Origin of the sequence: Stenotrophomonas sp. 2694, from assembly GCF_040548715.1 — a bacterium.
GTDB classification, from domain to species: domain Bacteria; phylum Pseudomonadota; class Gammaproteobacteria; order Xanthomonadales; family Xanthomonadaceae; genus Stenotrophomonas; species Stenotrophomonas indicatrix.
The window spans coordinates 20,227-32,047 of the sequence record NZ_JBEPSG010000030.1 but is presented as its reverse complement, the minus strand read 5'-3'; the positions used below and the strand labels follow the sequence as shown (position 1 = coordinate 32,047).

Here is an 11,821-nt window from a genome sequence, read left to right as displayed (position 1 = left end):
TGGGCTGCGCGGGGGTGTCCGCGGCATGGATGCCGCGGCCAAGCTTACAGGGACGTACTTGCAGCGTCCCCCGCGCAGCCCACCCGCCCGGCCAATCCCAGCTTTTGCTTGTGAGCCTGACCGCCACGAGGGGCTCCGCCGTTGGCCGGACACCCCGCGACAAACCAGCACACGTGCGCAATCCCATCGAACGTCGGACAATGGAGCCCTTGGCGGCCCGCCACGCCGCCCCTCCCGCTTTCCGCTGCAAGGAACTCCCCCATGGCCGCCCGCAAGTCCTCCTCCCCCCTGATCGAAGTCACTGCCCGCCGCGGCCAGCCGCTGGGCATGGCACCGGCCACCTTCCTGCGTGACTTCTGGCAGAAACGCCCGCTGCTGATCCGCAATGCCTTCCCGGATTTCCAGACCCCGGTACAGCCGGAAGACCTGGCCGGCCTGGCCTGCGAAGAGGGCGTGCTGGCCCGCCTGATCGAGCACGACAAGGCCCAGGACAGCTGGCGCGTGCGCAGCGGCCCGTTCCAGGAAGACATCTTCCCCGCCCTGCCCGACCACGACTGGACCCTGCTGGTGCAGGACGTGGACAAATGGGACAAGGACGTGCGCGCCCTGATCGAACACTTCAGCTTCCTGCCGCGCTGGCGCATGGACGATGTGATGATCAGCTTCGCCGCTACCGGTGGCTCGGTCGGTGCCCATGTCGACCAGTACGACGTGTTCCTGCTGCAGGCCCACGGCCACCGCCGCTGGCAGATCGATGCCAGTGAATCGATCAAGGGCAAGCGCCCGCCGCTGGGCTTCCGCCCCGACGTGGAACTGAAGCTGCTGGAAGTATTCAAGCCGACCCACGACTGGGTGCTGGCGCCTGGCGACATGCTGTACCTGCCGCCGAACGTGCCGCATCACGGCGTTGCCGAAGACCCGTGCCTGACGTTCTCGTTCGGCATGCGTGCACCGTCTTCGGCCGAGCTGATCAGTGACTACCTGGACACGTTGATCGCCGACGCCGACGAGAACATCCGCTACCAGGACGCCGACCTGAAGGCGCCGGCCGACCCGAACGAAATCGACACCGTGGCGATGGCGCGGGTGATCACCGCGCTCAACGCCATCCGCATGAACGATCCGGACAAGCTGGGTGACTGGTTCGGCCGCTTCATCACCACCTACCGCGCCGCCGGCGAGGTGATGGCCCACCAGGCCGCGCCGCCGCAGGAAGAAGTGCTCGAGGCCCTGCAGTCGGGCCTGCTGCTGCAGCGCCACCCGTGGGCGCGCCTGGCTTGGCGCCGGGCCAAGCGCGGTGCCAGCCTGTATGTCAGTGGCCAGGACTTCGCCCTGCCGGTCAAGGACGCGCAGCGCCTGGCAGGTGCCGAGCAGCTCGACGCCGCCGCCTACCGCGGTCTGTCCGACAAGGGCCGTGCGGTGGTCCAGCAGTTGCTGGTCGGCGGCGTGTTCCAGCTGATCGATCCGAACGAGGTGTACGCCGACGAGGAGGAAGAGGTGCTGGGTGAAGTGATCGAGGGCCACGAGCAGGTCGAGGTGATCGAGGCTGACTCGATGTCCGATGACGTCCATCTGGTGACCGTGCACGACGACGGTATTGAAGTGATCGTCAACTTCGATGACCACGATGAAGACGACAGCGACGCCGGCCGCGGCTGAGCCATGAGCCCGCTGCGGGTCCAGCAGGTCAGTCACGCCGAGGCCCACGTCGCCATCCACGACGTGCGCCAGCGGGTGTTCGTGCAGGAACAGGGCATCGACGCCGCCCTGGAGCGCGATGCCCTGGACCCGGTCTGTGCCCACGTGCTGGCGCTGGATGCCGACGGGCATCCGGTCGGCACCGGGCGGCTGGCGCCGGATGGCCGCATCGGCCGCATGGCGGTGCTGGCGGCGTATCGCGGCCACGGCATTGGCGAGGCCCTGCTTGAGGCACTGGTGCAGGCCGGGCGCCAGCTCGGCCTGGCCGAGCTGCACCTGCATGCGCAGCTGCCGGCACGCGACTTCTACGCCCGCCAGGGGTTCCTTCCGGAAGGCCCCGAATTCGAAGAAGCCGGCATTGGCCACCAGCAGATGCGGCGCCGCCTGCAGGCCGTTTCCGCCATCGACAGCCGCGCTGAAGCGGTGGCGATCACCACGGCGATCATCCACCGCGCCCGCCGTCGATTGTGGCTGCACAGCCGGCAGCTGGACCCCGGCCTGCTGGACGCGCCACCGGTACAGGCAGCCCTGCGCCGCTTCGTCACCGCCCGCCACGACAAGCTGCTGCGGGTGATCGTGCATGACGCCGCAGCCATCGCCAGTGCCGGTGCGCCGCTGCTGGCGCTGTTCCAGCGCCTGCCCAGTGTGATCCAGTTCCGCGAGGTCGCCGATCCGATCGATCGCGCCTTGGCCTCGGCCTGCCTGCTCAACGATGCAGGCGACTTCTACTTTCGTCTCATCGGCCATCGCCTCGACGGCGAATCGGCAATCGCGCTGCCGGCACGTTCGCAGCCGTTCGAGCAGCAATTGCAGCGTGTCTGGGACCGTTCGCGCGAATGCAGCGAATTGCGCGCACTCGGCATCTGACCGCGACGGGTGCGCTCAACCTGTCTGGGACCGACACCGGGGGACGCCCGATGCCCTCGTCGCTGCCCCTTCGTGTCCGGATGGGGGTACAATTTGGCCGTTTGAACGCGCCCGTGCATGGCTATTCATCTTCGTGCCGGGTCCTTCTGAAGCCATACCCCACAAAGCGAATCAGCACCCTCCATCGTGGACAATCAACTGAAGCAGTTTGCGCAATCTTCGCAACTCGCCGGCGGCAACGCCTCCTATGTCGAGGACCTGTACGAGCAGTACCTGGTCTCCCCGGATAGTGTCGATCCCAAATGGAAAACCTACTTCGACGGCTTCAAGGGCCGCGAAGCAGGCGACATTCCGCACTCGGCCGTCATTTCCCACATCGCGGACGCGGCCAAGGATGCGCTGAAAGCAGGCACCGGCACCGGTGCAGGCGATGAGCGCGAGCGCAATGTCGGTCGTCTGATCACCGCCTACCGTTCGCGTGGTCATCTGGACGCCCGCCTGGACCCGCTGGGCCTGGCCTCTCCGGTCAACACCCCGGACCTCGGCCTGCCCTTCCACAACCTGTCCGATGCTGACCTCAACAGCGAGTTCAGCACCGGCGGCGTGGGTGGCCAGCCGCGCATGAAGCTGCGTGACCTGCTGGCGCGCCTGAAGGCGACCTACACCGGTTCGATCGGTGCGGAGTTCATGCACATCTCCGAGGTCGAGCAGCGCCAGTGGATCTACAAGAAGCTGGAACTGGCCGGTGGCAACTACCAGCTGGACGCTGACACCCAGCGCCGCACGCTGGAGCGCCTGACCGCCGCCGAAGGCCTCGAGCGCTACCTGCACACCAAGTACGTCGGCCAGAAGCGCTTCTCGCTGGAAGGCGGCGACTCGCTGATCCCGATGATGGACACCATCATCCGCAGCGCCGGCAAGGATGGCGTCAAGGACGTGGTGATCGGCATGGCCCACCGCGGCCGCCTGAACGTGCTGGTCAACACCCTCGGCAAGAACCCGCGCAAGCTGTTCGACGAATTCGAAGGCAAGTTCGAGCACGACGAGCACGCTTCGGCCGGCGATGTGAAGTACCACATGGGCTTCTCCGCCGACGTGGCCACCGAGGGTGGCCCGGTGCATCTGGCCCTGGCGTTCAACCCGTCGCACCTGGAAATCGCCGACCCGGTGGTTGCCGGCTCGGTGCGTTCGCGCCAGGAACGCCGCAAGGACACCGCACGCAAGCAGGTGATGCCGATCCTGATCCACGGCGACGCGGCCTTCTCCGGCCAGGGCGTGGTCATGGAGCTGTTCCAGATGTCGCAGGCCCGCGGCTTCGCCGTTGGCGGCACCGTGCACATCGTGGTCAACAACCAGGTCGGCTTCACCACCTCCAATCCGCAGGACACGCGCTCCACGCGCTATGCCACCGACGTGGCGAAGATGATTGCCGCCCCGGTGCTGCACGTGAACGGCGATGATCCGGAAGCGGTGGTGTTCGCCGCGCAGCTGGCGTTCGAGTTCCGCCAGAAGTTCGCCAAGGACGTGGTCATCGACCTGATGTGCTACCGCCGTTGGGGCCACAACGAGGCCGACGAGCCGGCGATCACCCAGCCGCTGATGTACCAGGTGATCCGCAAGCACGCCACCACACGCGAGATGTACGCCGAGCAGCTGGAGAAGGCAGGCGTGATCGCCGCCGGCGCCGGCAAGGCGATGGTCGATGCGTACCGCGAGAAGCTCGATGCCGGTGAAGTGACCACCGAGCTGGCCAAGGTCGAAAAGACCCCGCCGACCAGCCCGCTGTTCGTTGATTGGCCGAAGCTGCTGGAAGGCAAGCTGTCCGATCCGGTGTCGACGAAGGTCGACAAGGACAAGCTGGTCGCGCTGGCCAAGCTGATCAACACCGTGCCCGAAGAAGTGCAGCTGCACTCGCGCGTCTCAAAGGTGTACGACGACCGCCGCAAGATGGCTGCCGGCGAGATCCCGGGCGACTGGGGCTTTGCCGAGAACCTGGCCTACGCCACCCTGCTGGATGAAGGCAGTGCGCTGCGCCTGGTCGGCCAGGACGTCGGCCGCGGCACGTTCACCCACCGCCACGCGATCCTGCACGACCAGAAGACCGACAACTACTACCTGCCGCTGCGGCAGCTGGTGGATTCGCCGGAGAAGGCCACCGTCATCGATTCGCTGCTCAGCGAAGAAGCAGTGATGGCCTACGAGTACGGTTTCTCGACCACCGATCCGAACACCCTGTGCATCTGGGAAGGTCAGTTCGGCGACTTCGCCAACGGCGCCCAGGTGGTGATCGACCAGTTCATCGCCGCCGGCGAAGCAAAGTGGGGCCGCATCTCCGGCCTGACCCTGCTGCTGCCGCATGGCTATGAAGGTCAGGGCCCGGAACACAGCTCGGCGCGCCTGGAGCGCTTCCTGCAGCTGTGCGCGCTGGAGAACATGCTGGTGGTGGTGCCGTCGACCCCGGCGCAGGCCTTCCACATGCTGCGTCGCCAGCAGCACCTGACCACCCGCAAGCCGCTGGTGGTGATGTCGCCCAAGTCGCTGCTGCGCCACAAGCTGGCCGTGTCGACCCTGGACGAGCTGGCCAATGGCGAGTTCCAGCACCTGATCGGCGATGCCAATGCAGATGCCAAGAAGGTCAAGCGCGTGGTGCTGTGCTCGGGCAAGGTCTACTACGACCTGCTGGAAGACCAGACCAAGCGTGGCCAGGACGACGTGGCGATCATCCGCGTGGAGCAGCTGTACCCGTTCCCGCGTGCGCTGCTGGCTGCCGAACTGAAGAAGTACGGCAAGGCCACCGACGTGGTGTGGACGCAGGAAGAACCGCAGAACCAGGGCGCGTGGTACCAGATCCGCCACCACCTGCAGTTCTGCCTGGCCGATGGCCAGAGCCTGCACTACGCCGGTCGCGCACGTTCGGCTTCGCCGGCTGCCGGTCACATGGCTGACCACGTCCGCGAACAGCAGCAGCTGGTCGCCGATGCACTGGTCAACCCGTTCAACGACTCGTTCGCTGAATAACTCTCCCCCTATTTAGAAGACAAACCAGGAAGCTCCCGCATGGCCACCGAAGTCAAAGCCCCGGTACTGCCCGAATCCGTCGCCGACGGCACCATCGCCACCTGGCACAAGAAGGTGGGCGACGCCGTCAAGCGCGACGAAAACCTGCTTGACCTGGAAACCGACAAGGTCGTCCTGGAAGTGCCGTCGCCGGTCGATGGCGTGATCAAGGAAATCAAGTTCAAGGAAGGCGACACCGTCACTTCCAGCCAGGTCGTGGCGATCATCGAAGAAGGCGCCGTGGCTGCTGCACCGGCCCCGGCTGCCGAAGAGAAGAAGGCTGAGGCCGCTCCGGCCGCTGCTGCTCCGGCCGCCGCCGCTGCCCCGGCCCCGGCTGCCAAGTCGGCTGCCGACGCGCTGCCGCCGGGCGCCCGCTTCACCGCCATCACCGAAGGCGTGAACCCGGCCGACGTCGACGGCACCGGCCGTCGCGGCGCCGTCACCAAGGAAGACATCGTCAACTTCGCCCGCAACGGCGGCGCCGGCAAGGCCGGTGGCGCACGTCCGGAAGAACGCGTGCCGATGACCCGCATCCGCAAGCGCATCGCCGAGCGCCTGATGGAGTCGAAGAACTCCACCGCCATGCTGACCACCTTCAACGAAGTCGACCTGTCCAAGGTGTCGGCGGCGCGCAAGGAACTGCAGGACGAGTTCGTCAAGGCACACGGCATCAAGCTCGGCTTCATGAGCTTCTTCGTGAAGGCCGCCGCCAACGCGCTGCAGCGCTTCCCGCTGGTCAATGCCTCCATCGACGGCGACGACATCATCTACCACGGCTACTCGGACATCTCCATCGCCGTGTCGACCGAGAAGGGCCTGGTCACGCCGGTGCTGCGCAACGTCGAGCGCATGTCGTTCGCCGACATCGAAAAGACCATCGCCGACTACGCCAAGAAGGCTCGTGACGGCAAGCTGAGCCTGGAAGAACTGCAGGGCGGCACCTTCACCGTGACCAACGGCGGCACCTTCGGTTCGCTGCTGTCGACCCCGATCATCAACCCGCCGCAGAGCGCCATCCTCGGCATGCACGCCATCAAGGAGCGCCCGATCGCCCAGAACGGCCAGGTCGTGATCGCGCCGATGATGTACCTGGCGCTGTCCTACGATCACCGCATCATCGACGGCAAGGACTCGGTGCAGTTCCTGGTGGACATCAAGAACCAGCTGGAAAACCCGGGCCGCATGCTGTTCGGCCTGTAAGAGACCTCCCGCCCCTCCGCGCCTGCGCGGAGGGGTTCTGGTAATGCAACAAGGACTATTTCAATGGCTGAACAATTCGACGTCGTCGTCATCGGTGCCGGCCCGGCCGGTTACCACGCTGCCATCCGCGCGGCCCAGCTTGGCCTGAAGACCGCCTGCATCGACGCAGCGCTGGGCAAGGACGGCAAGCCGGCCCTGGGTGGCACCTGCCTGCGCGTGGGCTGCATCCCGTCCAAGGCGCTGCTGGATTCCTCGCGCCAGTTCTGGAACATGGGCCACATCTTTGGCGACCACGGCATCAGCTTCAAGGATGCCAAGATGGACGTCGAAGCGATGGTTGGCCGCAAGGACAAGATCGTCAAGCAGTTCACCGGCGGCATCGCCATGCTGTTCAAGGCCAACAAGGTCGCCGCCTATTACGGCTTCGGCGAACTGCAGCCGGGCAACGTGGTCAAGGTCACCCAGCATGACGGCTCGGTCGTCGAGCTGAAGGGCACCAACGTCATCATCGCCGCCGGCTCGGATTCGATCGAACTGCCGTTCGCCAAGTTCGACGGCGAAACCATCGTCGACAACGTCGGCGGCCTGGACTTCACCGAAGTGCCGGCGCGCCTGGCCGTGATCGGCGCCGGTGTGATCGGCCTGGAACTGGGCAGCGTGTGGAAGCGCCTGGGTTCGGAAGTGACCATCCTGGAAGCGCTGCCGGACTTCCTGGCTGCGGCCGATACCGAAGTGGCCAAGACCGCCGCCAAGGAATTCAAGAAGCAGGGCCTGGACATCCGCCTGGGTGCCAAGGTCTCCAAGGCCGAAGTAACCGGCAAGGGCAAGAAGAAGGAAGTCGCCCTGACCTACACCGACGCCGAAGGCGAGAAGTCGCTGGTGGTGGACAAGCTGCTGGTGGCCGTCGGCCGTCGCGCCGCCACCAAGGGCCTGCTGGCCGAAGGTACCGGCGTCAAGATCAACGAGCGTGGCCAGATCGAAGTCGACGCGCACTGCCACACCGGCGTCAATGGCGTCTGGGCGGTCGGTGACTGCGTGCGCGGCCCGATGCTGGCGCACAAGGGCTTCGAGGAAGGCATCGCGGTTGCCGAACTGATCGCCGGCCTGCCGGGCCACGTCAACTTCGACACCATTCCGTGGGTCATCTACACCGAGCCGGAGCTGGCCTGGGTCGGCAAGACCGAGCAACAGCTGAAGGCCGAAGGCATCCCGTACAAGGCCGGCAGCTTCCCGTTCGCCGCCAACGGCCGTGCCGTGGCGATGATCGAGCCGGCAGGCTTCGTGAAGGTTCTGGCCCACGCCGAAACCGATCGCATCCTGGGCATGCACCTGGTCGGCGCCAACGTGTCCGAGCTGGTGCACGAAGGCGTGCTGACCATGGAGTTCAGCGGTTCGGCCGACGACCTGGCGCGGATCTGCCACGCCCACCCGTCGCTGTCGGAAGTGGTGCACGACGCGGCGATGGCCGTGAGCAAGCGCGCGATCCACAAGGCGAACTGAGCCATCGGGTAGTGCCGGCCACTGGCCGGCATCGCCGGCTGCTGAAAACCCCGCCTCGGCGGGGTTTTTTGTTGGTTGCTTGACCGCCCGCCTGCAACCCGGCCCAATGCAACCGGCCAGGGAATGCTGTGGCCGCCGCCGATTTCCATGGAGTCGTACGATCATGCACCTGTCCCGCTTCTGCCGCCTGCCATTGCTGCTCGGCTTCGCCTTGGCCGGGTGCAATGCCACCCCAGCCAGAACCGACTACCGCGCAGCCGAGGTCCAGCCGGTCGAAGTGATGCCGCAACGCGATGGCGACGTGCTGATCCGCTACCACGTGCCTGCCGAGACGCTCTTCCACTCACCCGGCGCGAATGTGCGCACGGCCAGCGATGGCAGCCTGGAAGTATCCCTGCGGCGCTGTGGGATCAAGCAGCCCTGCACGGTGACCCATCCGGCGGCAGCCACCGCTGGGGCGCCGCTGCAGGTTGAATTCGCAGTGCGCCCGCGTAGCCGCATCATCATGGTCTACCGCGATCTGCGCGAACAGGTGTTCCCGGCACCGCCGGCCGCCGCGGCACCCTCATCCTGAAACCACCGCCGTACCGGCAGATGGCGGATCAACGCTGCATCGGCCGCGGCACCGGCTTGGCGGCAGCCCTCTTCGGCGGATCGTCACAGATGCGGTGCTGGACGACCGTTTCCCCCGCCTTCCACTCCTTCACCACCCGGCAGGATTCCTTGGGCGCATCCTCTGCAGTCGCGGCGGTGGCGGCCAAAGCAGGATCATGCCCGCGCTCCAGGTAGGCCGACGGCGGCTCCTTGGCGGACGCGGGCGCCGCCACCAGCAGCGCCACCATCGCAATAACGAGCGGCCTCATGCGGTCACCGGGCCGCCGCCCAGCAGGCGTGCCGGCAGCATGAACAGCGCGCGCAGGAAGGCGAACAGTGCCGAGAAGGTGATGCCGAGCAGGCGGAACGGCAGGCTCAGCAGCCACACGAACGGCCAGGCGACCAGCGCCAGGATCGCCAACGGCCAGCACAGCACGAACAGCAGGCACCAGACACCAAGCGCAAACAAGGTCTTCATCAGAGGCTCCCTCGGCGGCACCCCGCCGCCTGCAACCACGTTGCTGCCCCGCCCTGTCGCCCGCAAACGGTTTGCGACGAAACCCGGTTGGGGGGCGATGAAACCTGCCGCTGGGGAGCAGATCCGCCGGGCATGGCCCGGCGCTACCGTAACGCCGTCGGCGCTATTCGAACGAACCGACCGAGTCGTGGGCCAGGTTGTCGAAACGGGTGTATTCGCCGAAGAACTTCAGCTTGCACGAGCCGGTGGGGCCACCGCGGTGCTTGCCGATGATGATCTCGGCCAGGCCCTTGTCCGGCGAATTTTCCTTGTTGTAGTAATCGTCGCGGTAGATGAAGACGATCATGTCCGCATCCTGCTCGATTGCGCCCGATTCGCGAAGGTCGGCCATCACCGGGCGCTTGTCGGTACGTGTTTCCAGCGAGCGGTTGAGCTGGGACAGTGCAATGACCGGCACGTGCAGTTCCTTGGCCAGGCCCTTCAGCGAACGCGAGATCTCGGAAATTTCGGTCGCGCGGTTCTCGCTGTTGCCCGGCACGCTCATCAGCTGCAGGTAGTCGATCACGATCAGGCCCAGGTCGTGCTCGCGCTTGAGGCGGCGGCACTTGGAACGCAGGATCTCCGGCGACACGCCCGGCGTATCGTCGATGAAGATCTTGGTTTCCTTCAACATCTTGATCGCACCGGTTACCCGGCTCCAGTCCTCGTCCTCCAGCTGGCCGGTACGCAGGCGCTGCGCGTTGATGCGGCCATTGGACGAGATCAGGCGCATCGCCAGCTGCGATGCGGACATTTCCATCGAGAACACTGCCACGCCCTTCTTCGACTTGATCGCCGCGTACTCGGCGATGTTCAGGGCGAAGGTGGTCTTGCCCATCGCAGGACGCGCGGCAAGGATGATCAGGTCGGTCGGCTGCAGGCCGGCGGTCATCGCATCGAAATCGGTATAGCCGGTCGGCAGGCCGGTGATGTTGCCGCCATTCTCGAAGCGGTTGCGCAGCTCTTCGAATGCGTCCTTCAACGCACCGGGCATGGCCACGAAGTCGGTACGGCCGCGCGCGCCCTGCTCGGCGATGGCAAATACGCTCTTTTCCGCGGCGGACAGCAGCTCGCTGCTGTCGCGGCCCTCGGGCTGGAAACCATCGTTGACGATGTCGGTGCCGACCTGGATCAGCTGCCGCAGCACCGCCTTGTCGCGCACGATCTCGGCATAGGCCACGATATTGGCTGCCGACGGCGTGGTGCTGGCCAGTTCGATCAGATAGGCGCCATCGCCCACCAGCTCCATCTTGCCCTGCGATTCGAACCACTCGCCCAGGGTCACCGCATCGAAAGGGCGCTCGCGCTCGGACAGCTCGCGGATCGCCCGGTAGATCATCTGGTGGTCGCGGCGGTAGAAGTCGCCCTCGGTCAACTGGTCGTTGACCCGGTCGTAGGCCTCCGGTGCCAGCATCAGGCCGCCCAGCACCGCCTGTTCGGCCTCCACCGAGTGCGGCGGCACGCGCAACTGGTCGATACGCGATTCATCGCGATCGCGATCGAAGCCATCGCCGCGCTCTCTGCGGTTGGAACGGAAGCCGGAACGGGCGGACATGCTGCGGTGTTTCCTGCAAAAGGGGCCAGACGAGTGTAGGCATGCGCCGAGCCCGGCGGCCATGGACAAACCTGTGGATAAGCCGTGGAAGAACGGGGGATATCCGCCTGAGCCTGTCCAGACTGGCGCGAGGGCGTCGCATTGCCTGCGACGGGCGTCGTTGCGACGCCCGAAGCGGACCATTATCGCAGATGGGAACCGCCCCTGCTGGCGTCAATCGCCCTTGGCATGTACCGCGATCAGGGCCAGGAACCGGTCCACATAGCCCTGCAGGAACGTCTGCGTGCCCTCGTTGTGGATCGTGCCGTCGGCATCGATCAGGCCATCCTTGAAGTGGATGAACGCCTCGGGCTGGCCAAGCACGTGCATGTCCAGGAAGGCCAGGCTGTTGCGCAGGTGCTGCTGGGCCACCGCCGTGCCGATCTGGCCGATGGAAGCACCGATCACCGCCGCTGGCTTGCCCGCAAAAGCGCTGTCGCCGTAGGGCCGCGAGCCGATGTCGATGGCATTCTTCAACACGCCCGGCACGGAACGGTTGTACTCGGGGGTCACGAACAGCACGGCGTCGGCGGCACGTACCTGGTCCTTCAGGCGCGTGCCCTGCGCCGGGTAGCTGGCGTCGAAATCCTGGTCGTACAGCGGCAGGTCGCCGATCTGCACATACTGGAAGCGCGCCTTGTCGCCCGCAAGTTTCTCCAGCGCGCGGGCCAGCTTGCGGTTGCAGGATTCCTTGCGCAGGCTGCCGACGAATACAGCAATGGTGGGGACGGACATCAGGACATACTCCTCACGGTGCGGGAGAGCCAGCCTAGCCCCCGCCCCCTTCCCCACCG

The 11,821-nt window shown here is 66.0% G+C and carries 10 protein-coding genes; 6 read left to right on the top strand and 4 right to left on the bottom strand.

The genetic code is table 11. The features are described 5' to 3' along the window. Positions 1-261: 261 nt before the first annotated feature. From ABIA73_RS20530 to ABIA73_RS20505, 6 genes are all read left to right on the top strand, one after another. Positions 262-1,659, top strand: coding sequence for a ribosomal protein uL16 3-hydroxylase (locus ABIA73_RS20530; RefSeq protein WP_088101693.1), 1,398 nt, complete (start codon positions 262-264; stop codon positions 1,657-1,659). A gap of 3 nt (positions 1,660-1,662) precedes the next feature. Then, positions 1,663-2,565, top strand: a complete 903-nt coding sequence (locus ABIA73_RS20525; protein WP_346602514.1) for a GNAT family N-acetyltransferase — start codon at positions 1,663-1,665, stop codon at positions 2,563-2,565. Positions 2,566-2,751: 186 nt separating this feature from the next. After that, positions 2,752-5,583 (top strand): 2-oxoglutarate dehydrogenase E1 component, encoded by a 2,832-nt coding sequence (locus ABIA73_RS20520; RefSeq protein ID WP_032978870.1) that lies wholly within the window; start codon positions 2,752-2,754, stop codon positions 5,581-5,583. A 39-nt stretch (positions 5,584-5,622) separates the two neighbouring features. Continuing rightward, complete coding sequence (gene sucB / locus ABIA73_RS20515) at positions 5,623-6,822, top strand: dihydrolipoyllysine-residue succinyltransferase (RefSeq protein ID WP_025876796.1); 1,200 nt, start codon at positions 5,623-5,625, stop codon at positions 6,820-6,822. Between the two features lie 63 nt (positions 6,823-6,885). Next, on the top strand, positions 6,886-8,322 hold the full coding sequence (lpdA, locus tag ABIA73_RS20510; RefSeq protein ID WP_032951934.1) for a dihydrolipoyl dehydrogenase: 1,437 nt from the start codon (positions 6,886-6,888) through the stop codon (positions 8,320-8,322). Positions 8,323-8,485: 163 nt separating this feature from the next. Then, positions 8,486-8,896 (top strand): hypothetical protein, encoded by a 411-nt coding sequence (locus ABIA73_RS20505; protein WP_354276223.1) that lies wholly within the window; start codon positions 8,486-8,488, stop codon positions 8,894-8,896. A gap of 28 nt (positions 8,897-8,924) precedes the next feature. Here ABIA73_RS20505 and ABIA73_RS20500 read toward each other — a convergent pair whose 3' ends face one another. The 4 genes from ABIA73_RS20500 to ABIA73_RS20485 all read right to left on the bottom strand — a co-directional run bounded on the left by ABIA73_RS20500 (position 8,925) and on the right by ABIA73_RS20485 (position 11,762). After that, complete coding sequence (locus ABIA73_RS20500) at positions 8,925-9,164, bottom strand: hypothetical protein (protein ID WP_309909439.1); 240 nt, start codon at positions 9,162-9,164, stop codon at positions 8,925-8,927. A 17-nt stretch (positions 9,165-9,181) separates the two neighbouring features. Next, positions 9,182-9,394 carry a hypothetical protein gene (locus ABIA73_RS20495; RefSeq protein ID WP_025876788.1) on the bottom strand — a complete coding sequence of 71 codons (213 nt, stop codon included), beginning with the start codon at positions 9,392-9,394 and terminating at the stop codon, positions 9,182-9,184. A gap of 163 nt (positions 9,395-9,557) precedes the next feature. Then, positions 9,558-10,988, bottom strand: a complete 1,431-nt coding sequence (locus tag ABIA73_RS20490) for a replicative DNA helicase (RefSeq protein ID WP_025876786.1) — start codon at positions 10,986-10,988, stop codon at positions 9,558-9,560. 213 nt (positions 10,989-11,201) lie between these two features. After that, positions 11,202-11,762, bottom strand: coding sequence for an NADPH-dependent FMN reductase (locus tag ABIA73_RS20485; protein ID WP_313281752.1), 561 nt, complete (start codon positions 11,760-11,762; stop codon positions 11,202-11,204). Between the last annotated feature and the right edge of the window lie 59 nt (positions 11,763-11,821).

What these genes read in the sequence shown, in the direction of transcription:
- ABIA73_RS20500 (WP_309909439.1), bottom strand. Translation starts at nt 9,164, where the DNA reads ATGGTGGCGCTGCTGGTGGCGGCGCCCGCGTCCGCCAAGGAGCCGCCG.
- ABIA73_RS20525 (WP_346602514.1), top strand. Translation starts at nt 1,663, where the DNA reads ATGAGCCCGCTGCGGGTCCAGCAGGTCAGTCACGCCGAGGCCCACGTC.
- ABIA73_RS20505 (WP_354276223.1), top strand. Translation starts at nt 8,486, where the DNA reads ATGCACCTGTCCCGCTTCTGCCGCCTGCCATTGCTGCTCGGCTTCGCC.
- lpdA (WP_032951934.1), top strand. Translation starts at nt 6,886, where the DNA reads ATGGCTGAACAATTCGACGTCGTCGTCATCGGTGCCGGCCCGGCCGGT.
- sucB (WP_025876796.1), top strand. Translation starts at nt 5,623, where the DNA reads ATGGCCACCGAAGTCAAAGCCCCGGTACTGCCCGAATCCGTCGCCGAC.
- ABIA73_RS20495 (WP_025876788.1), bottom strand. Translation starts at nt 9,394, where the DNA reads ATGAAGACCTTGTTTGCGCTTGGTGTCTGGTGCCTGCTGTTCGTGCTG.
- ABIA73_RS20490 (WP_025876786.1), bottom strand. Translation starts at nt 10,988, where the DNA reads ATGTCCGCCCGTTCCGGCTTCCGTTCCAACCGCAGAGAGCGCGGCGAT.
- ABIA73_RS20530 (WP_088101693.1), top strand. Translation starts at nt 262, where the DNA reads ATGGCCGCCCGCAAGTCCTCCTCCCCCCTGATCGAAGTCACTGCCCGC.
- ABIA73_RS20485 (WP_313281752.1), bottom strand. Translation starts at nt 11,762, where the DNA reads ATGTCCGTCCCCACCATTGCTGTATTCGTCGGCAGCCTGCGCAAGGAA.